The organism is Pseudomonas sp. PvP100, from assembly GCF_017833055.1.
Lineage (GTDB): Bacteria > Pseudomonadota > Gammaproteobacteria > Pseudomonadales > Pseudomonadaceae > Aquipseudomonas > Aquipseudomonas syringae.
The window spans coordinates 3,202,116-3,223,212 of sequence record NZ_JAFIBO010000001.1 but is presented as its reverse complement, the minus strand read 5'-3'; the positions used below and the strand labels follow the sequence as shown (position 1 = coordinate 3,223,212).

The following is a 21,097-nucleotide window of genomic DNA, read 5'->3' as shown; positions in this document are numbered from 1 at the left end:
CTTTCGAGCCAGCCTGATGAGCACGCCTACCGGCCAACCTGCTTATGTGCTCCACAGCCGTGCGTATCGCGAAAACAGCGCGCTGGTCGACTTCCTCACGCCTCAGGGCCGTCTGCGTGCCGTGCTGCGCAGTGCCAAGGGCAAAGCCGGTTCGCTGGCACGTCCGTTCGTGCCCCTCGAGGTCGAGTTTCGAGGGCGGGGCGAGCTGAAGAATGTCGGTCGCATGGAAAGCGCCGGTGTCGCCACCTGGATGACCGGCGAAGCGCTGTTCAGCGGCATGTACCTCAACGAGCTGCTGATTCGCCTGTTGCCTGCCGAAGACCCTCATCCTGCCGTGTTCGAACATTACGCTGCCACGCTGCTGGCCCTTTCTCTGGGGCGTCCACTGGAGCCATTGCTGCGTTCGTTCGAATGGCGCTTGCTGGATGACCTGGGCTATGGCTTCGCGATGGACGCCGACATCAACGGCGAACCGCTGGCCATTGATGGCATGTATCGTCTGCAGGTCGATGCCGGGCTCGAGCGTGTGTACTTGCTTCAGCCCGGTCTGTTTCAGGGCGCGGAATTACTGGCCATGTCCGAAGCGGACTGGAGCGTCCCCGGCGCATTGTCCGCTGCCAAGCGCCTGATGCGTCAGGCGCTGGCGGTTCACTTGGGCGGTCGCCCTTTAGTCAGTCGTGAACTGTTTCGCAAGCCGTGATCAGGCTTTATTCTCTACAGCCTGCTTCGACCAGCTCGCCCATTTTTCTGGAGACCACCGTGACCCACAGCACTCGTATCCTTCTCGGCGTGAACATCGACCACGTAGCCACCTTGCGTCAGGCCCGTGGCACGCGTTACCCGGACCCGGTCAAGGCTGCCCTGGACGCCGAAGAGGCAGGCGCCGACGGCATCACCGTTCACCTGCGTGAGGACCGCCGACACATTCAGGAGCGCGATGTCCTGCTGCTCAAGGACGTCTTGCAGACCCGCATGAATTTCGAGATGGGCGTGACCGAAGAAATGCTCGCCTTCGCCGAACGCATTCGCCCGGCGCACATCTGTCTGGTGCCTGAGACACGGCAGGAGCTGACCACCGAAGGCGGTCTGGATGTGGCAGGGCAGGAAGCGCGGATCAAGGCGGCGGTCGAGCGACTGGCGAAGATTGGCTGCGAGGTTTCACTGTTCATCGACGCCGACGAGCGTCAGATCGCCGCTTCAAAACGCGTCGGTGCACCCGCCATCGAACTGCACACCGGTCGCTATGCCGATGCTCAGACCCCGACTGAAGTCGCCGAAGAACTGCAGCGGGTCGCCGACGGCGTCGCGTTTGGTCTCGCCCAAGGGCTGATCGTCAATGCCGGTCACGGCCTGCATTATCACAACGTCGAAGCGGTCGCCGCGATCAAGGGCATCAACGAACTGAACATCGGCCACGCGCTGGTGGCTCATGCCCTGTTCGTCGGCTTCAAGGCGGCAGTGGCCGAGATGAAGGCGTTGATCGTGGCTGCGGCCAGATAACTCGTCCCTCAGGGTTTGCGCCCCACGATCACCGCACGCATGGGGGCAGGCAAGCCCTCGACTGTCTTGCTGTGGTCGGTGGGGTCCAGATAGTCGCTCAGGGACTGGAAGCGCATCCACTCGGTACTGCGTTGTTCGTCGACCGTCGTGTGGCTGACGTCGACGCAGCGCACATCGGTGAAGCCGGCACGGCGCATCCATAACTCCAGAGCAGGCACTGAAGGCAGGAACCATACATTGCGCATCTGCGCATAACGATCTTCCGGGACCAACACCTGATGGACATCACCCGGCACTACCAAGGTTTCCATCACCAGCTCGCCGCCTTTTACCAGGCAGTCTTTCAAGGCCAGCAGGTGGTCGATGGGGGATTTGCGGTGATACAGCACGCCCATCGAAAACACCGTGTCGAAACCTTCCAGGTTGGCGGGCAGGTCTTCCAGCGCGAACGGCAGGTGCCAGGCGGGCAGATCAGGCAGATAGCGCTGCATGGCCTGAAACTGACAGAAGAACAGCCAGTTGGGGTCTACCCCGATCACGCTGTCGGCTCCGGCGCCAAGCATGCGCCATTGGTAATAACCGTTGCCGCAACCCACATCCAGAACGCGTTTGCCCTTCAGGTCCAAATGTGGCGAAACCCGCGACCATTTCCAGTCCGAGCGCCATTCGGTGTCGATATGCACGCCGAACACATTGAACGGCCCCTTGCGCCACGGTGACAGGCCCAGCAGTGCCTTGCGCAGGACGGTGCGGGTCTCGCCGTTGCACTCAGCTTCCAGGGTAAAACTGTCGATCAGATCGATTCGCTCGGGCTGCAGGTCGGGCAAGGCATCCAGCGCACTTTGCCAGCGCTGTAGATCACCGTGCCCCTTGGCCATCTTGGTATCGAGCTGGGCCTGCAGGCCATTGGCCCAATCGGCCAGAGGGGTTCCCGCCAGACGACGGACGAGGGGGGCGAGATCAATCATGGCAGGGCAATCAATGAGGTGAAGTTAAGGCATTGAAACCACGGCACCACCTTGGAAAACCCTGCCGCAAGCAGGCGTTGGCGGTGTTCTTCGAGGCTGTCGGGTTTCATGACGTTTTCGATGGCGCTGCGCTTTTGGGCAATTTCCAGGTCGCTGTAGCCGTTGGCGCGTTTGAAGGCGATGTGCAGGTCCGTCAACAGCGCATGTTCCTGCGGGTCGTCGAAGCGCAGTTTTTCCGAGAGGATCAGCGCGCCGCCGGGCACCAGTGCGTCACGAATGCGCCCGAGCAATGCCAGGCGTTGTTCGGGAGCGATGAATTGCAGGGTGAAGTTCAGCGCCACCACCGAGGCGGGTTTGAACGTCAGCGCGAGAATATCGCCTTCGAGGACCTGCACCGGCAGCAACTCCTGAAACATGGAGTCCTGCGCGTTAAGGTATTCACGGCAACGCTCGACCATGGCACTGGAGTTGTCTATCGCGATGACCTCACAACCCTCGCCGCGTACATGGCGGCGCAGCGCCTGAGTGACGGCGCCCAGAGAGCTGCCCAGGTCATAGAGCACGGTGTTTGGCTGTGCAAATTGCGCGGCCAGCACACCGAGGTTTTCGACAATCGTCGGATAGCCGGGCACCGAGCGTTTGATCATGTCCGGGAATACCCGCACCACGTCTTCGTTGAAGGCGAAGTCAGGCACCTGGGTCAGCGGCTGGGCGAAAATGCGGTCGGTTTCTTTGCTCACGGCGGTTCCGGCGAAGGCTTTGAAAAGCGGGCATTCTAGCCAACTTGCCGCCGGGATGCATGATGCAGTACGTGCAGTCGGACAAGCCGTGCGCAACGCCTCATTTCACGCTGATGGCGCACTCGAAGGTCTGCTCCGGGGCGACTTCGGGTGCCCAGGGTTGCTGATAAACCATCATCAGCCGGCCGGTCCCGGCATCGGTGGCCTTGAAGCGCCAGACCGATTGCCCGCCGTTGCCGACCATTTCCTTGCTCTCTGCGTTGGCATACACCTCAGGCCCCAGGCTGCGCAGGATATTCTGGGCCGGGTTCTGGGTCAGCCAGCGAAAGCCGGTGGTCGGGTTGCTGGGCAGGGTCAGGATCAGCGTCTGCCCGGACGTGAGTGTCAGCGGGCAGTCGCTCTGCGTGTCGATGGATACAATGTTTTTCGGCGTCTGAGCGCACGCCGTCAGCAGCGCAAGGCTCAGCGGGGCAATGAAACGGGCAGGGGTCATGGCAAGTTCCGGTATCGCGATACGAAGCGCAAGGATAACTGATCGGAGTTTTGTGGGGGAGTACGACAGGTGTCGCGCTCTGGATCGGACGCAGAGCGTCCAGAACTGCATCCCCACGCTGGAGCGTGCTGCACGAGAGGCGCCCGATAGAACACCTCTTGTGCCCATTCAGCGTGGGGGCATGCGCAGTATCAAACTCTAGAACAACACCTTCACCACGTCCGCAAAGCGTTTGGCGAAGTGCACGGTAATGCCTTCCTTCAGATAGTCCGGCAGCTCTTCGAAGTTGCCACGGTTAGGCTCCGGCAGGATCAGTTCGTGGATTTTCTGGCGCCGCGCGGCAATGACTTTTTCGCGAACGCCGCCGATGGGCAGTACGTGCCCGGTCAGGGTCAGTTCGCCGGTCATGGCGACGCCTTTTTTCGGCGGCTGGTTGCGGGCCAGGGACAGCAAGGCGCTGGCCATGGTCACACCCGCACTCGGGCCGTCTTTCGGGGTGGCACCTTCGGGGACGTGTACGTGCACGAACGCCTCATCGAAGAACTTCGCGTCACCACCAAATTTCGACAGATTGGCGCTGACGTAGCTGTAGGCAATTTCGGCCGACTCCTTCATCACATCGCCCAATTGGCCGGTCAGCTTGAAGCCGCGATTAAGGGTATGAATGCGCGTCGCCTCGATCGGCAGGGTAGCGCCGCCCATACTGGTCCAGGCCAGACCGGTGATCACGCCAGTGCCGGACAGCACCTGCTCGCTGCGGAACACCGGCATGCCCAGCGACGCTTCGAGGTCTTTCGGTCCGATCTTGATCACCGAATCGGGCGCATCCAGCAGTTTGACCACCGCCTTGCGCACCAGTTTGCCAAGTTGCTTCTCCAGATGCCGCACACCGGCTTCGCGAGCGTAACCCTCGATGACGGCGCGCAGGGCGCTGTCACTGATGCTCAGCTTGTTTTTCGCAACGCCGGCTTTCGCCAACTGCTTGGGCCACAAATGCCGCTTGGCAATCGCCAGTTTCTCTTCGGTGATGTAGCCGGACAGGCGGATCACTTCCATCCGGTCAAGCAGCGGGCCGGGGATCGAGTCCAGCGTGTTGGCCGTGCACACGAACAGGACCTTGGAGAGGTCCAGACGCAAGTCCAGGTAGTGATCGAGAAACTCGACGTTCTGTTCCGGGTCCAGGGTTTCCAGCAGCGCGGATGCCGGGTCGCCCTGATAGCTCTGGCCCATCTTGTCGATTTCATCGAGCATGATGACCGGGTTCATGACTTCAACGTCTTTCAGCGCCTGCACCAGCTTGCCCGGTTGCGCACCGATGTAGGTGCGGCGGTGGCCCTTGATTTCGGCCTCGTCGCGCATGCCGCCCACGCTCAGGCGATAGAACGGCCGCCCCAGCGATTCGGCAATCGAGCGTCCGACGCTGGTCTTGCCCACGCCTGGCGGGCCGACCAGCAGCACGATCGAACCGCTGATTTCACCCTTGTAGGCACCGACGGCGAGGAATTCCAGAATCCGCGCCTTGATGTCGTCAAGCCCGGCATGGTGCTGATCGAGCACCTTGCGCGCGTGCTTGAGGTCCAGCTTGTCGGCACCGTAGATGCCCCACGGCAGCGAGCTGGTCCAATCCAGGTAATTGCGAGTCACAGCGTATTCGGGCGAGCCGGTTTCCAGCACCTTGAGCTTGCCGATTTCTTCGTCGAACTTCTTGCGCGCCTGTGGCGGCAGGGTCTTGCCTTCCAGACGCTGCTCGAACTGTTCGATGTCGGCGCTGCGATCGTCCTTGCTCAGGCCCAGTTCCTGCTGAATGACCTTGAGCTGTTCCTTGAGGAAGAACTGCCGCTGATGCTCGCCGATCTTGCGGTTCACCTCGGCAGAGATTTCCTTCTGCAGGCGTGCAACCTCGACTTCCTTGCGCAGCATCGGCAGGACTTTCTCCATGCGCCTGAGCATCGGCACACAGTCGAGTACTTCCTGCAATTCGACGCCGGTGGCGGAGGTCAGGGCAGCGGCAAAATCGGTGAGCGGCGAGGGGTCATTGGGGCTGAAACGGTTGAGATAATTCTTCAGCTCTTCGCTGTACAGCGGGTTGAGCGGCAGCAGTTCCTTGATCGCGTTGATCAGGGCCATGCCGTAGGCCTTCACTTCATCGGTCGGCTCATTGGGCTGCTGCGGGTATTCGACTTCTACCAGATACGGCGGGCGATGATGCTTGAGCCAGGTACGGATGCGCACCCGGCTCAGGCCCTGCGCGACGAACTGTAAACGACCATTTTCGCGACTGGCGTGGTGAACCTTGACCAGAGTGCCATACTCTGGGAGTGCGTCAGTCTTGAAGTGGCGTGGATCTTCCTGCGGAGTGTCCATGAAGAACAGCGCCAGCGAATGATGCTCGGACTTGCTGACCAGCTCCAGCGTTTCGGCCCACGGCTCTTCATTGACGATGACAGGCAGCACCTGCGCCGGAAAGAACGGACGGTTGTGGATCGGAATGATGTAAACCTTGTCGGGCAGGTTCTGGCCGGGCAAGGCAAGCGAGGTGCTGTCGGAACTCAGAGACACATCGTGCTCGTCTGCGTCGTTGGGCAAATCTGGCGAGTCTGTCTGCTGGTCGTTCATGGGGCACCTGAGAAGTTGAACATGGCTCTTAGATGGGGCGGTGGCTCTCAGGTTTCAATAGTCTTGGTCGATAGTCTGTAAAGCGATTGGAAAACCGCTATTTATGAGTGATGGGGCCTGTCAGGTAGAAAAGAGCGGGCTTATTTCATTTACGGCGCTGCCGTTATGGGTTGAATCAGGTATGACCAACGTATTTATATCGGCATTACTGGCCGGACTGTGCGTAGCCTCGGCTGCGAGCGCATCGGCTTCCACCTTTACCGCGCAGGTGATGGACAAGGAGGGCAAGCCTCTTGCGGATGCGGTGGTCACCCTCAAAGGGCCGCCCGATCCGTCACCCGTTGCGTTGAAGGCATCAATGGACCAGCGTGATCAGGAATTCGCGCCACATGTACTGGCCATCCACACCGGCACTCAGGTCAAGTTTCCCAACAGCGACAACATTCGCCACCAGGTCTACTCCTTTTCTCCGGCCAAGCGCTTCGAGTTGCGACTTTACGAGGGCACGCCCTCGGATCCGCTGTTGTTCGACAAACCCGGCGTGGTGGTGCTGGGCTGCAACATCCACGACTGGATGGTCGGTTACATCTACGTCACCGACGAGCCATGGTTCGGCGTGACCGACAGCAACGGCCAGCTCAAGCTCGATCAGATGCCCGCCGGGCACTACAACGCTACCCTCTGGCACCCGCAGATCGCGGACATGCAGCCGGTATCGGGCGGCGAGTTCGAGGTGCCTGCCGCCGGGCTCACCCAGCGTTTTAACCTCGCGGTTGAAATGCAAGCCGAGGACAAACCCGGCAAGCCCGCACCAGGCGGCTTCGGTGACGCCTTCCACAAGGCCACGCATTAATGAAATTTAAAGCCAGCTTTCAGGCGCGCATCGCCGGGGTGCTGATTGTCCTGTTGCTGATTGTCGTGAGTGCGGTCTACATCGCCGTCAAGGTTGCAACAGAGGAGGCGGTACGCACTCAGGCTCAGGCGCAACTGGAGGTGGGCAGTCGTGTGTTCGAACGGCTGATCGATCTGCGCGGCAAACGTCTGCGTGACACCGTGCAATTGGTTGCAGCCGATTTCGGCTTTCGCGACGCGGTGGCCAGTGCCGACTCCTCGACCATTCGTTCGGTGTTGCTCAACCATGGCAAACGCATCAATGCCAGCGACATGTTCCTGTTGGGCATGGACGGCACAGTGATTGCCAGCACCGTACAGAAAGTTCCCGAGGGTTCCAGGTTTGTCTATGACCAGGCCCTGCGCAACGCCAAACGTGCCGGTCAGTCAGTGCTCATTGTGCCCGGCGGCGGAGACCCGCATTTGCTGGTGGAGAGCACCGTTCTCGCACCGTTGCCGATAGGCCGCGTGGTCATGGGCTTTACCATCGACAGCGATATTGCCGAAGAGCTGCGTTCGCTCAGCGGCTTGGAAGTGTCTTTTCTCACTGTAGAAGACGGCAAGAACGGTGATCTGATCAGTACCCAGCCGGAGGCCCTGCACGCGGGCCTGATCGAGCTGATGCGCAGTTCCTCGGAAGGCCAGATGCTGCTCACCGAGCAATCGAACCTTAACTTTCTCAGCCAGACGCTGATGCTCGCCAACACCAACAATGGCGGCGACGGGCAGGTCATCGCGCTGTTGCAGAGCCCTCTGGACAAGGCCTATCAGGCATTCGCGCCACTGAATCAAAAGATCTTCTGGATTTCCATGGCCGCCCTGGTGGCTTCGCTGATCGGCACCCTGGCGCTGGCGCGAAGCGTCTCGCTGCCGGTTCAGGTCCTGGCCACGGCGGCCAAGCGTATTGGTGATGGCGACTATAAAACCCCGGTCACCTTGGTCCGCAGTGATGAACTGGGCATGCTCGCCGACGCGATCAACACCATGCAGCAAGGCATTGCGGTGCGCGAGGGGCAATTGGCCCACAACGCCCTGCACGACAACCTGACCGGGCTGCCCAACCGGGCGCTGGTGATGGAGCGTCTGGGCAGTTCGATTGCCGCAGATCGTGCAGTTGCCCTGCTATCTCTGAGTGTCGAGAACCTCGCCACGGTCAGCGAAAGCGTGAGCGCCGAAGGCGTGGACCAGTTGTTGCGACAGGTGGGCCAGCGCCTGCAAGGTAATCTGCGCGCAGGCGATACCGTGGCGCGTCTGGGGGCCAATGAGTTTCTGCTGCTGCTGGACAACACGGCCAGCGATGGCGCGGTGGGCATGGCTGACGCTGTGCAGCGTCTGCTCAGTGAGCCGCAACGTATCGACAATCATGAGCTGGAGCTTGAATGCTGCATTGGTATCACGGTGTACCCGGAACACGGTGACTCCGCCCAGGAGTTGCTCAACCGTGCGGTAATTGCCCGCAAGGACGCCGCGTTCCTCCCCGGTCGCCTGCAGATCTATCAGGATGGCCGCGACCTGGCTCACCAGCGACAGATCACGCTTATTCGTGACCTGCGCAAGGCCGCGCAGAATGGCGAATTGATGCTGCATTACCAGCCCAAGCTGGATATCCGCCAGGGCTATGTGCGTCAGGCCGAAGCGCTATTGCGCTGGGCTCATCCGCAGTTCGGCAGTGTCTCGCCCGCCGAATTCATCGTCCTCGCCGAGCGCACCGGGAGCATTTACCTGCTGACCAACTGGGTGATCGAAGAGGCGATGCGCCAACTGGCCGAATGGCGTAAGCGCGGGCTGGTCCTGCAGGTGTCGGTAAACATTTCTGCTGACGACCTGCTAGGTGATGATCTGGTCGGCTATGTCGTGAAACTGCTCAAGCAATACGCCGTACCTGCCGAACAACTGTTATTCGAGATCACCGAAAGCGCCGTCATGAGCGAACCGGAAAAGGCACTGATCGTCCTGCATCGCCTGCGCGATTGCGGCATCAGCCTGTCGATCGACGATTTCGGTACCGGTTACTCGTCATTAGCTCACTTGAAACGTCTGCCCGTGCAGGAGCTGAAAATCGATCAGTCTTTCGTGCGTAATCTGGATGAAACCAGTGAAGACGCAGTGATCGTGCGGTCGACCATTGAAATGAGCCACAACCTCGGACTGAAGGTGGTGGCAGAAGGTGTCGAGTATCAACACAGCCTGGACCTGCTCCGGCGTTGGCACTGCGATACGGCCCAGGGTTACCTGATCAGTCGACCGCTGACCGCGTCGGCGTTCGAGGCATGGATTGCTACGTATCAGGCCTCACCCGGTCTTATGGTGAATTAGCACATGTTGCATAAAACATCGCTGCTGTTGGGGTCTTTGCTGGTGGGCATGGCGGGCGCTGCTCCGACGTCCGCCCTGGGCGACAACGGCCGGTTGATTGCCACGGGCGGCGCGACCAGCATTGAAGGCAGCGCCGGCGGCGGCATAACCCCGTGGGCGGTGATCACCGGGTACAGCGAGCAAGGCGAGTGGGGCGCTACCGCCTTCGCCACGCACGTGAATCTGCCGGACTACAACCTCGATGTGGCAGGCCTGGCGTTCGCCTATGGCAATCGCGTGGAGTTGTCCTACGCCCATCAACGTTTCGATATCAGCAACCTGCAGCACAGGCTCAGCCTGCCGGACGATAACCTCAGTCAGGACGTGTTCGGCGTCAAAGTGCGGCTGTTCGGCGACCTGATTTACGAAAGCCTGCCGCAGGTTTCTCTGGGTGTGCAGTACAAGCATCAGAACGATTTCCTGATTCCCAGCCTGGTCGGCGCCCGGCGTGACTCGGATGTCGAAGGCTACCTGACGGCCAGTCGGTTGTTCATGGGCGCGGCGTTCGGCTACAACGTCGTGGTCAACGGCGGCGTGCGTTACAGCCGCGCCAACGAAACCGGACTGTTGGGGTTCGGCGGCGATCTGCGCGACAGCCGCAGCCTGCTCAAGGAGGGTTCGGTAGCCGTGCTGTTCAATCCGCGCTGGGCGCTGGGCGTCGAATATCGCGAGAAGCCGGACAACCTTTCGTTTGCGGGCGAAAGTGACTGGGCCGATGTTTTTCTCGGCTATTTCCCCAACAAGCACGTGTCCGTGGTCCTGGCTTACGCCCGCCTGGGTGAAATCGCCACCCTGGATAACCAGAACGGCACCTATCTGTCTGTGCAGGGGAGTTTTTGATGAGGCGTCTGCTGATAGCCATGATGCTGACGCTGCTGGCCGGTTGCGCGCAGCAGCAACAGCCACCCAAGGATGACAGCCTCTACCACGACCTGGGCCAGCGTGCCGGTATCCAGCGCATCGTCGAAGGCATGCTGATAAACGTGGCCAAGGATCAGCGGATCGTCGAGCACTTCAAGAAAGTGGACATCGTGCGTCTGCGCGACAAGCTGGTCGAACAACTCTGCGTCGAGTCCGGCGGCCCGTGTCGCTATAGCGGCGACAGCATGGCCGAGGCGCACAAGGGGCAGAACCTGACCCCCAGCGATTTCAACGCGCTGGTCGAAGACCTCATCGCCTCGATGGACACCGAAAAGGTCCCGGTCCCCGTACAAAACCGCCTCATCGCCCGCCTGGCACCGATGCGTGGCGAAGTGATCGGCAAGTAAGTCGTAGCCTGGATCTTAAGAAATAGAACGCTCGTGCAGGAGCGAACTTGTTCGCGAAGAGGGCGTTTGAGCAGCAGAAATGTTGTGAATGTACAGGCCCTTTCGCGGACAAGTCCGCTCCTACAGAAACCGGGTTTCACACCGAGTGCGAGTTGACTCGTTTATAGCGTGGCATGCGCTGCCGGGCGCTACGAAATCGGACGCTCGTGCAGGCGCGAACTTGTTCGCGAAGAGGGCCTTTGGGCAGCAGAAATGTTGTGAATGTACAGGCCCTTTCGCGGACAAGTCCGCTCCTACAGAAACCGGGTTTCACACCGAGTGCGAGTTGACTCGTTGATAGCGTGGCATGCGCTGCCGGGCGCTACGAAATCGGACGCTTGTGCAGGCGCGAACTTGTTCGCGAAGAGGGCGTTTGGGCAGCAGAAATGTTGTAAATGTACAGGCCCTTTCGCGGACAAGTCCGCTCCTACAGAAACCGGGTTTCACACCGAGTGCGAGTTGACTCGTTGATAGCGTGGCATGCGCTGCCGGGCGCTACGAAATCGGACGCTTGTGTAGGCGCGAACTTGTTCGCGAAGAGGGCGTTTGAGCAGCAGAAATGTTGTGAATGTACAGGCCTTTTCGCGGACAAGTCCGCTCCTACAGAAACCGGGTTTCACACCGAGTGCGAGTTGACTCGTTGATAGCGTGGCATGCGTTGCCGGGCGCTACGAAATCGGACGCTTGTGCAGGCGCGAACTTGTTCGCGAAGAGGGCGTTTGGGCAGCAGAAATGTTGTGAATGTACAGGCCCTTTCGCGGACAAGTCCGCTCCTACAGAAACCGGGTTTCACACCGAGTGCGAGTTGACTCGTTTATATAGCGTGGCAGCGAGAGTGATCCAGCCCGCCTCAACTCAACCGCGTCAGATACCCCGGCACTTCCTGCTCCGGCAATACCGACAGGACTTTCAGGCGTTGCAGCATGCGCTGCCGGGCGCGTAGCAGGTGTTCCTTGAGGTTCAGGGCAGCAGCGTCGAAGGCACCGTGCAGCAGCAATTCGATGATCAGCCGGTGTTCGGCCAGCATCGCGTCATCGGCGCCAATGCTCAGCAGGCGGTAGAAAATCCGGTTGATGATCATCGGGCTCTGCGCCTGGCTGATCAGCGTGGCGATCTTGCGGTTTTGCAGGCCGCCCAGGCATTGCTGATGCAGATCATCCTCAAGGCGCTCGATTTCCTCAAGGCTGCACTGTTCGGCGTCTTGCGCCTCGATGACCCTGGCCAGCATTGCTTCGAGGGTTTCGCGGCTCAGCTGTGGCGCAGTCTGGCGCAAGGCTTCGGGCTCGAGGCAGGCACGCAGTTCGTAGTCTTCAGTGATTTCCCGGGCCGTCAGCGGCCCCGCCAGCCATTGCGAGTAAGGCTCTTTTTCCACCAGGCCGCGATCGCGCAGACGCATCAGCGCCTCACGAACCACTGCGCGGCTTACTCCATAATGCTGCGCGGCGCTTTGCTCATCGAGCCGGTAGTGACCAAAGGCGATACAGGCCGACAGTGCCGCACCGATCTCGTCATGAATACGTTCGCCGAGCGGGCGGGTGTCGACCAGTTCTTCACTGCTGTCCAGCCCGAACTGCTTGTGGCTCAGGCTCAGGCGCAGCGGCTCGACTTCCTGCGCGTCAGGATTGACCAGATAGCCCCGGCCGTCGAAACGGCTGATCAAGCCTTCTTCATGCAGCAGGTTGAGCGCCTTGCGCACCGGCACCCGGCTGGTGCCGAACAGTTCTGCCAGCGGTGCTTCAAGCAGCACCAGTCCGTTGGCGGCCGCGCCCGAGACGATAGCGTTACGCAACACCTCGCGGATCATGGCGTAGCGCGACGCGGTGCGCGGGTCCTCTTCTGACATCGGTTTCATACACTTCTGGCGGTTGACGGACGATTCTCGCACAGAAGCGTTGTTGTCACCTTGGCACACGTCCTTATGCTCGCTCATGGGGCCACCGTTACTTTTTTGCACCGAAATGTATCTTTTATAAAAGATACATTATTTCTTTATGACGATCTTGTGCGCTGGCGAAGCGTTGTCGCAACTGATTGATGCCTTTGCAAAAAGGTTTCTAGCACGGCGGTTCCAGCGCGAAAGGGCTATCAGCCCGATCGGGTCAGGGCGTCGCGACGTGCAGATTGGCATGGAACCTGCCTTTATTAAATGTACATTTTATTAATAAGTACATTTTTTAAGGGTGTGATGTCCATGACCGATACCGGGAGTCACAGCGTTACCCGGGATGCCTGCGCACTGGCCGAGGATTTTGCTCGGGGGCGCAGTGACCCTGTGCAGGCTCTGGACAAGGCCCTGCAGCAGGCAGAAACCGCCGATCATGTGTTCATTTCCATGAGTATCGAACGGGCACGCCGGGAAGCCGAAGCGTCTGCGGCTCGCTGGCAACAAGGGCAGCCATTGGGCCCCTTCGACGGCGTGCCTATCGCCTGGAAAGATCTTTTCGACGTGGCAGGCAGCGTGACAACCGCCGGTGCCGCGGTGCGCACCAGCCTTTCGCCGGCGCTGCTGGATGCGCCGACTGTCGGGCTGCTGGCACGGTCCGGGATGGTCAGCCTGGGCAAGACCAACCTCAGTGAATTCGCTTATTCAGGGCTGGGTCTTAATCCGCATTTCGGCACGCCGGTCAACCCCAGCAGCGACAGCTCGCCACGCGTTCCTGGCGGCTCCTCTTCGGGTTCGGCAGTCGCCGTAGCCAACGGAACCGTACCAATCGCGATGGGCACCGATACCGCCGGTTCTATTCGTGTGCCGGCAGCGCTCAACGGTCTGGTGGGGTTTCGCAGCACCAGCCGCCGCTATAGCCGCGACGGCGTTTTCCCGCTGGCGCTGACGCTGGACAGCGTCGGACCACTGACCCGCAGCGTGCGCGACGCTCTGGTGATCGACGATCTGCTCTGTGCGCGCAGCAAACCTTCATCGTTGATACCACGCAGCCTGGCCGGTCAACGTTTTCTGCTCGATCAGGCGGTGCTGGAAGACGAGCGCGTCACGCCGGCCGTTCGCGACAACCTGTTGCGTGCCGTCGACGCCCTGCGTGCAAGTGGTGCGCTGATCGAGGTAAAGCCATGCCAGGCATTTCAGGCCACCTTGCTGTTGATCCAGCAACAGGGCTGGCTTGGTGCAGCCGAAGCGTTCGCGCTGCATCAGGCGTTGCTCGACAGCGACGCCGCCAGCCAGCTTGACCCCAGAGTTCGCAAGCGCCTGGAGGCAGCCCGTTCCATGCCGGCCAGCCTGCTGGTCAATCTGTATGCCGCGCGCGAGCGCTTGCAGGAGCAGTTGACCCTCGAACTGGACGGCGCGCTGCTGATTACCCCGACCGTGGCCCATGTGGCGCCGCCGCTCGCACCGCTGCTGACGGACGACGATCTGTTCGTTCAAACCAACCTCGCCACGCTGCGCCTGACCATGCCCGGCAGCCTGCTGAACATGCCCGGCGTGTCACTGCCCAGCGGCCGCGATGCCTCGGGCTTGCCCACCGGGCTGTTGCTCAGTGCACCGGCAGGCGAAGACGCACGGCTGCTGCGTGCGGCGCTGGCTGTGGAGTCACTGATCGCAGCCCCTTGAACACGTTTTGCAGTGCCAACCGGCCCGCGTGCCGTACAGCGCGAAGCCGATCTGATTAACCCGTGGGAGAACAACGATGGCCAAAGAAATTCTGTGTGCGTTTGGTGTGGATGTGGATGCCGTTGCCGGCTGGCTGGGCTCCTATGGTGGCGAGGATTCGCCGGACGACATTTCCCGCGGCCTGTTCGCCGGTGAAGTCGGCGCGCCGCGTCTGCTCAAGTTGTTCGAGCGTTACGGTCTGCGCACCACCTGGTTCATCCCGGGGCACTCCATGGAGACCTTTCCCGAGCAGATGAAGGCTGTGGCAGATGCTGGGCATGAAATCGGTGTGCATGGTTACAGCCATGAAAACCCGATTGCCATGACCCCGGAGCAAGAGGAGATCGTGCTCGACAAGTCCATCGACCTGATCACCCAAATGACCGGCAAACGTCCGACCGGCTATGTCGCGCCATGGTGGGAGTTCAGCAACGTTACCAACGAGCTGCTGCTCAAGAAAGGCATCAAGTACGACCACAGCCTCATGCACAACGACTTCCACCCTTACTACGTTCGGGTGGGCGACAAGTGGACCAAAATCGATTACAGCCAGCACCCGGATACCTGGATGAAGCCTCTGGTGCGTGGCGAAGAAACCGATCTGGTGGAAATCCCGGCCAACTGGTATCTGGACGATCTGCCGCCAATGATGTTCATCAAGAAGGCGCCGAACAGCCACGGTTTCGTCAACCCTCGGCACCTGGAAGAAATGTGGCGCGACCAGTTCGACTGGGTCTATCGCGAACACGAACACGCTGTATTCACCATGACCATTCACCCGGACGTGTCTGGTCGCCCGCAAGTGCTACTGATGCTGGAGCGCTTGATCGAGCACATTCAAAGCCATGCTGGCGTCAAGTTCGTCACTTTCGACGAGATTGCCGACGACTTCGTGCGTCGCAACCCCCGTACCCGCTGATTCATTGCCCTGTCCGAGGCGTCACTCATGTCCATTTACAATAAGCTCGACCTGACCGGCTGGAAACCTGAGCAACTGACTCCGGAGCAAGTACGGTTCGCCACATGGATTGCGTTTTTCGCGTGGGTGTTTGCGGTATATGACTTCATTCTGTTTGGCACGCTGTTACCGGAAATCGGTCGGCATTTCAGCTGGAGTGAGGTCGAACAGGCCGAAATCGCGACCTGGGTCGCGGTCGGCACCGCGGTGGTGGCTCTGGCCATCGGCCCGCTGGTAGATCGCCTGGGACGGCGCGTGGGTATCATTTTCACCGTGAGTGGCTCGGCGATCTGCTCGGCGCTCACGGCCATCGGCGGAGCGTGGGGCAAGTCGCCCCTGATCCTCATTCGTTCGCTGGGCGGTCTGGGTTATGCAGAGGAAACGGTCAACGCGACCTATCTGAGCGAAATCTACGCTGCATCCGACGACCCGCGACTGACCAAGCGCCGTGGCTTCATCTATAGCCTGGTGCAGGGCGGCTGGCCGGTTGGTGCGCTGATCGCGGCTGGTCTGACGGCGGTGCTGTTGCCGGTTATCGGCTGGCAGGGTTGCTTCGTGTTTGCGGCCATCCCGGCCATCGTCATCGCGATCCTGGCGCGCAAGCTCAAGGAGAGCCCGCAGTTTCAGATCCATCAACGCATCACCCAATTGCGCAAGAAGGGCGACCTCAGCCAGGCAAAGGCCGTGGCGCAGACGTACGGGGTGGATTACGAAGAACACAGCAAGGCCGGTATCGGCGCTGCCTTTCGCGGTTCCTCGCGCCGCGCGACCCTGGTGATCGGTGCTGCGATCCTGCTCAACTGGGCGGCCATTCAGGTGTTCAGCGTGCTGGGTACGACGGTGATCGTCAGCGTCCACCACATCTCGTTCGAGAACTCGCTGATCATTCTGGTGCTGTCCAACCTGGTGGGCTATTGCGGCTACCTGTGTCACGGCTGGATGGGTGACCGGATCGGTCGCCGCAATGTCATCGGCCTTGGCTGGATGCTCGGCGGCCTGGCGTTTGCCGGCATGCTGTACGGGCCAAGCAACATGGTGACAGTGGTCGGCTTGTACAGCCTGGGGCTGTTCTTCCTGATCGGCCCTTACTCGGCGGCATTGTTCTTCATCAGCGAAAGCTTCCCGACCAGCATTCGTGCCACGGGTGGCGCAATCATCCATGCCATGGGCCCGCTCGGTGCTGTGGTCGCAGGCTTCGGTGCCACATCGGTACTGAGCGCAGGCGGCGACTGGCAGACCTCGGCGTTGTACTTCGGTGCAGTGCCTTGCTTCCTGTCGGGTGCGCTGATGTTCGCCGCTAAACACGTGCGACCTGAAACGGTGAAATGAGGAGCAGCACATGACGCGTAAAGTTGCAGTGATAACCGGTGCCGCCAGCGGCATCGGTCAGGCCCTGGCAGTGGCTTTTGCCCGCCAGGGTGTGGCGGTGGCAGGCGGGTTCTATCCGGCTGACCCGCATGATCCGGACGAAACCCGCAGGCTGGTGGCGGAGGCGGGCGGCGAATGCCTGATGCTGCCACTGGACGTAACCTTCACCGAGTCGGTCGATGACCTGGCCGCGCAGGCGGTCAAGTTGTTCGGCCGCATCGACTACGCAGTCGCCAATGCCGGGCTGTTGCGCCGGGCGCCGTTGCTGGAAATGACCGACGAGCGCTGGAACGAGATGCTCGACGTGGACCTGACCGGCGTTATGCGCACCTTCCGCGCCGCCGTCCGGCATATGGGCGAGGGCGGGGCGCTGGTGGCGATTTCCTCGATTGCCGGTGGTGTGTATGGCTGGCAGGACCATTCCCATTACGCAGCGGCCAAGGCCGGCGTGCCAGGGCTGTGCCGGTCACTGGCGGTGGAGCTCGCTCCGAAGGGCATCCGTTGTAACGCGGTGATTCCCGGCTTGATCGAAACACCGCAATCGCTGGACAGCACGAACTCGCTGGGGCCGGAAGGTCTGGCGCAGGCGGCCAAAGCCATTCCGCTGGGCCGGGTCGGTCGAGCGGATGAAGTCGCTGCGCTGGTGCGTTTTCTGTGCAGCGATGAAGCCAGTTACCTGACCGGACAAAGCATCGTGATCGACGGCGGCCTGACCGTGCGCTGGCCCGAGTAGATCGATTCGGATCGGCAGCGAGCTTGCTCGCGAAGCGTTCCGTACAGGTGCGTGCCAGTGACTGAGCGTTCGCGAGCAATACGCCGTGATCCCCAAATCAACCAAGGAATCCGACCCATGCAGCAACTCAAACAAAAGCGCGCAGTAATCACCGGAGCAGGCAGTGGCATTGGCGCAGCCATCGCCCGCGCCTATGCGGCTGAAGGCGCGCGTCTGGTGTTGGGCGACCGAGACGCCGACAGCCTGGCGAAGATCGCTGCAGAGTGCCGCCAGCTGGGCGTCCAGGTTCAGGAGTGCGTGGCCGATGTCGGCAGCGTCGACGGCGCGCAAGCCAGCGTCGATGCTTGTGTCGAGCAGTTCGGTGGCATCGACATTCTGGTCAACAACGCGGGCATGCTGACCCAGGCACGTTGCGTGGACCTGACCCTCGATATGTGGAACGACATGCTGCGCATCGACCTGACCAGCGTCTTCGTGGCCAGTCAGCGGGCATTGCCGCACATGATTGCCCAGCGCTGGGGGCGCATCATCAATGTCGCTTCGCAACTGGGTATCAAGGGCGGTGCCGAACTGACCCATTACGCCGCCGCCAAGGCCGGGGTGATCGGTTTCAGCAAATCCCTGGCGCTGGAAGTCGCCAAGGACAACGTGCTGGTCAACGCCATTGCGCCCGGTCCTATTGAAACCCCACTGGTCGCCGGGATCAGCAGCGCCTGGAAAACCGCCAAGGCCGCCGAGTTGCCGCTGGGTCGCTTCGGTCTGGCCGAGGAGGTCGCCCCGGTGGCGGTGCTACTGGCCAGCGAGCCGGGTGGCAACCTGTTCGTCGGTCAGACACTGGGCCCCAATTCCGGCGACGTCATGCCATGAGCAAACAGCTGGAGAACGCCTGATGTGTGGATTGTGCGGGCTGTTGGGTGAAGACGTGCACTGGAGCGATCCGCTGGCTGCAGAACTGCCCCGGCGGCGTGAGCGCTTGCGGCGTATTGCTGCAATCAACAAGGTGGTCGCGCCGTTTCGTCTGAAGGTCGAAGATTTTCAAGGCGTTTCCTATCTTCTGCTTGGGGCCACCGGCAAGCAGGAGCTGGCGACCGGGCTGGAGCAGCTCTGGCAGAAAGCCGAGTTGCTGATCGGCCGGCCGCTGGACCCGCTTGATTCACGTCTGCTCGATCATCTGCAGAGGTCATCATGAGCATTGCCCTGAACGTGATTACCGGCTTCCTCGGCAGCGGCAAGACCACGCTGCTCAAACGCCTGCTGGCCGATGAAAACATGGGCGACACCGCGCTGCTGATCAACGAATTCGGCGACGTGGGTATCGATCATTTGCTGGTTGAAGAGGTCGCACCGGATACCGTGCTGCTGCCCAGCGGTTGTGTCTGTTGCACCGTCCGCGGTGAATTGAAAGACGCGCTGCTCGGTCTTCTGGAGCGGCGTAATCGAGGTGAAATTCCTGCGTTTCGCCGGGTCATTCTGGAGACCACCGGCCTGGCCGATCCGGCACCGATTCTCACCACGCTGAGCAATGACCCGCAACTTCGTGGGCGTTTTCATATCGGTCTGATCGTCACGCTGGTGGATGCCTGTCACGCGACGCTGCAGGAGCGTCTGCATCCGGAGTGGCTGGCGCAGGTCGCGGCGGCGGACCGGCTGCTGTTGAGCAAGACCGATCTGGTCGACGAGTCGGTGCTGGATGGCCTGCGCGAGCATCTGCAAGCGCTGAATTTTTCTGCGCCACTGCTGGATACGGCGGATGTCCACAGCGGCGATCAGTTGCTGCTGGGCGAGGGTATGCGCAGCGAAGAACCGGCCGCTGAAGTGACCCGCTGGCAACTGCATCGGGTGCTGTCGACCTCCGCACGGCATGGTGATGCGCAGGTCTGTTGCCTGACGTTCGAGCGGCCTCTGGACTGGGTCGGCTTCGGGGTGTGGCTGTCGATGCTGTTAAGATGCCACGGCGAACGAATCCTCCGCGTCAAAGGGCTGCTCAACGTGAACGACAATCAGGCTCCCATCGTGATTCATGGTGTGCAGCATTGCCTGCATGCGCCGGTGCACCTTGCCGCCTGGCCGGGCGAGGATCGTACCTCGCGGCTGGTGTTCATCCTGCGCGGTCTCGATCCCGATCTGCTGCGTCGTTCGTTCGAAGTCTTCTCCAGCAGTTTCGCGCCGCCGCTCAACGAGTCTGCAGCATGACCATCACCTTGCGCGTACTGGGCACCTCCGTGACCCTGCTGGAGTCTTTGCGTGAGCGGGCCGAGCAGGAACTGGGGATCAAACTGGTCTACCAGATTCATGACGTGCAAACCGCGCAACGTATCGCGGTCATGCAACCAGACAGCTACGACCTCTACGACCAGTGGTTTCATAACGTTGATTTCGTCTGGCCAGCCCGGGCGATTCAACCCATCGACACGCGGCGCATTGCGCTGTGGCACGAAATCAACGACTTGCCCAAGCAGGGCCGGCTGCGGCCTACCGACCAGCCAGGCAGCGGCAGTGTGCCGAGCGAGCGTTTGTTCGTGCAGCACGATGGCAGCCTGGGCAGCGCGGTGACCGAGCGCATCAGCATGCTGCCGCTGACCCATAACGCCGACAGCTTCGCCTATCGCCCCGAGCGCTTGCCGGAGGGCTTGAGCTCTGCGGACGAAAGCTGGGGATGGTTACTCGACCCTGTCTGGGGCGGGCGCATCGCCTTGCAGAGTGACGCGGCCATCGGCGCACTGGATGCCGCGCTGGCGGTGCAGGGGGCAGGGCTGGCGAGCTTCAAGGACATCGGCAACATGAGCATCGAAGAGATCGATCGGCTCGCTGATGTGCTGGTGCGTAAACAGCAGCAAGGGCATTTTGCTGCGTTCTGGTCAGGCGACGAAGAAGCCGCCGAACTGATGCTCAGCCCTGACATCGACATTCAGAGCCTCTGGTCACCGACCCTGGTCAGGCTGCACCGTGCCGGTGTGAAGTATCGCGTCGCGGTGCCCAAAGAGGGCTATCGCGGCTGGTTTGGCGGGCTTTCCCTGTCACGCCACGCCAAGGGGCCGGTGCTGGATGCGGCCTATGCGTACCTGAACTGGTGGCTTTCGGGCTGGCCCGGCGCAGTGATGGCGCGGCAGGGCTATTACATCGGTAACCCGGCACGCAGCCGTGATCACCTCAGCGCTGCCGAATGGGATTACTGGTACGCCGGCCTGCCTGCCCGCGAACAACTGCTCGGCAGCGACGGCTTGCCGCTGATCGACGCCGGGGAAGTCCGTGACGGCGGCGCTTACGAAGAACGCATGGGCCATATTGCCGTGTGGAACTCGGTCATGAACGAGCACAACTACCTGGTCCGCCGCTGGAACGACATCCTGCGCGCCAGTGACAAAAGCAGCGCCAAAGCGCGCTAGTCATTCGCACTGATAGAAGCCCTCAAGAGAGGACGCAGAGCGTCCAGAACGGCATTCCCACGCTGGAGCGTGAGGAACGATAATCGTCTGGCAGCGCTCACAGATCCGCAGCCCTGCCTGGTAGCTAGATCAACCGGGATCCGGCTTCAGTGGCGACAAAGAAAAGCGGCTACCTCTC

19 protein-coding genes are annotated in these 21,097 nt (G+C 61.1%); 14 read left to right on the top strand and 5 right to left on the bottom strand.

Annotation, left to right across the window (positions count from 1 at the left end; translation table 11 throughout):
• Positions 1-16 precede the first annotated feature (16 nt).
• Together recO and pdxJ are read left to right on the top strand one after the other, a co-directional pair.
• On the top strand, positions 17-700 hold the full coding sequence (gene recO / locus JOE39_RS13680) for a DNA repair protein RecO (RefSeq protein ID WP_003413003.1): 684 nt from the start codon (positions 17-19) through the stop codon (positions 698-700).
• A 59-nt stretch (positions 701-759) separates the two neighbouring features.
• Entirely contained in the window at positions 760-1,500 is a 741-nt protein-coding gene (gene pdxJ, locus JOE39_RS13675; RefSeq protein ID WP_003425294.1) for a pyridoxine 5'-phosphate synthase, read from the top strand.
• Between the two features lie 8 nt (positions 1,501-1,508).
• On the opposite strand, the gene cmoB is transcribed toward pdxJ, so the two are convergent.
• From cmoB to lon, 4 genes are all read right to left on the bottom strand, one after another.
• The gene (gene cmoB / locus JOE39_RS13670; protein WP_003405349.1) at positions 1,509-2,468 is read right to left on the bottom strand and encodes a tRNA 5-methoxyuridine(34)/uridine 5-oxyacetic acid(34) synthase CmoB; all 960 of its coding nucleotides are present in this window, start codon (positions 2,466-2,468) and stop codon (positions 1,509-1,511) included.
• Positions 2,465-3,208, bottom strand: a complete 744-nt coding sequence (cmoA, locus tag JOE39_RS13665) for a carboxy-S-adenosyl-L-methionine synthase CmoA (RefSeq protein ID WP_024648817.1) — start codon at positions 3,206-3,208, stop codon at positions 2,465-2,467. Before cmoA ends, cmoB begins: the two co-directional genes overlap by 4 nt.
• Positions 3,209-3,308: 100 nt before the next feature.
• Complete coding sequence (locus JOE39_RS13660) at positions 3,309-3,701, bottom strand: protease inhibitor I42 family protein (RefSeq protein ID WP_003405351.1); 393 nt, start codon at positions 3,699-3,701, stop codon at positions 3,309-3,311.
• A 198-nt stretch (positions 3,702-3,899) separates the two neighbouring features.
• Entirely contained in the window at positions 3,900-6,317 is a 2,418-nt protein-coding gene (gene lon / locus JOE39_RS13655; protein ID WP_003412995.1) for an endopeptidase La, read from the bottom strand.
• A 181-nt stretch (positions 6,318-6,498) separates the two neighbouring features.
• On the opposite strand from lon, the gene JOE39_RS13650 reads away from it, so the two are divergent.
• From JOE39_RS13650 to JOE39_RS13635, 4 genes are read left to right on the top strand one after another with little or no spacing between them, the layout of a single operon-like run.
• Positions 6,499-7,170 (top strand): hypothetical protein, encoded by a 672-nt coding sequence (locus tag JOE39_RS13650; RefSeq protein WP_017279492.1) that lies wholly within the window; start codon positions 6,499-6,501, stop codon positions 7,168-7,170.
• On the top strand, positions 7,170-9,524 hold the full coding sequence (locus JOE39_RS13645; RefSeq protein ID WP_046265671.1) for an EAL domain-containing protein: 2,355 nt from the start codon (positions 7,170-7,172) through the stop codon (positions 9,522-9,524). The genes JOE39_RS13650 and JOE39_RS13645 overlap by 1 nt, the downstream gene beginning before the upstream one ends.
• 3 nt (positions 9,525-9,527) lie before the next feature.
• A complete protein-coding gene (locus tag JOE39_RS13640; protein ID WP_004389827.1) occupies positions 9,528-10,403 on the top strand; it encodes a DUF3034 family protein in 876 nt (291 codons plus the stop codon).
• Entirely contained in the window at positions 10,403-10,831 is a 429-nt protein-coding gene (locus JOE39_RS13635) for a group 1 truncated hemoglobin (protein WP_024664231.1), read from the top strand. Before JOE39_RS13640 ends, JOE39_RS13635 begins: the two co-directional genes overlap by 1 nt.
• An 889-nt stretch (positions 10,832-11,720) precedes the next feature.
• On the opposite strand, the gene JOE39_RS13630 is transcribed toward JOE39_RS13635, so the two are convergent.
• Positions 11,721-12,722, bottom strand: coding sequence for a GntR family transcriptional regulator (locus JOE39_RS13630; protein ID WP_162888984.1), 1,002 nt, complete (start codon positions 12,720-12,722; stop codon positions 11,721-11,723).
• A gap of 339 nt (positions 12,723-13,061) precedes the next feature.
• On the opposite strand from JOE39_RS13630, the gene JOE39_RS13625 reads away from it, so the two are divergent.
• The 8 genes from JOE39_RS13625 (at position 13,062) to JOE39_RS13590 (ending at position 20,919) form a co-directional block, all read left to right on the top strand.
• Entirely contained in the window at positions 13,062-14,435 is a 1,374-nt protein-coding gene (locus JOE39_RS13625; RefSeq protein ID WP_210078635.1) for an amidase, read from the top strand.
• Positions 14,436-14,511: 76 nt separating this feature from the next.
• On the top strand, positions 14,512-15,393 hold the full coding sequence (locus JOE39_RS13620) for a polysaccharide deacetylase (RefSeq protein WP_002554892.1): 882 nt from the start codon (positions 14,512-14,514) through the stop codon (positions 15,391-15,393).
• 27 nt (positions 15,394-15,420) lie between these two features.
• Positions 15,421-16,761 (top strand): MFS transporter, encoded by a 1,341-nt coding sequence (locus tag JOE39_RS13615; RefSeq protein ID WP_003412976.1) that lies wholly within the window; start codon positions 15,421-15,423, stop codon positions 16,759-16,761.
• A gap of 10 nt (positions 16,762-16,771) precedes the next feature.
• On the top strand, positions 16,772-17,533 hold the full coding sequence (locus tag JOE39_RS13610) for an SDR family NAD(P)-dependent oxidoreductase (protein ID WP_004416418.1): 762 nt from the start codon (positions 16,772-16,774) through the stop codon (positions 17,531-17,533).
• Between the two features lie 117 nt (positions 17,534-17,650).
• Entirely contained in the window at positions 17,651-18,400 is a 750-nt protein-coding gene (locus JOE39_RS13605) for an SDR family NAD(P)-dependent oxidoreductase (protein ID WP_004416420.1), read from the top strand.
• Between the two features lie 22 nt (positions 18,401-18,422).
• Positions 18,423-18,722, top strand: coding sequence for a hypothetical protein (locus tag JOE39_RS13600; protein ID WP_003431302.1), 300 nt, complete (start codon positions 18,423-18,425; stop codon positions 18,720-18,722).
• A complete protein-coding gene (locus tag JOE39_RS13595) occupies positions 18,719-19,726 on the top strand; it encodes a GTP-binding protein (RefSeq protein ID WP_003425332.1) in 1,008 nt (335 codons plus the stop codon). The genes JOE39_RS13600 and JOE39_RS13595 overlap by 4 nt, the downstream gene beginning before the upstream one ends.
• Positions 19,723-20,919, top strand: a complete 1,197-nt coding sequence (locus JOE39_RS13590; RefSeq protein ID WP_024683868.1) for an extracellular solute-binding protein — start codon at positions 19,723-19,725, stop codon at positions 20,917-20,919. Before JOE39_RS13595 ends, JOE39_RS13590 begins: the two co-directional genes overlap by 4 nt.
• Positions 20,920-21,097 lie beyond the last annotated feature (178 nt).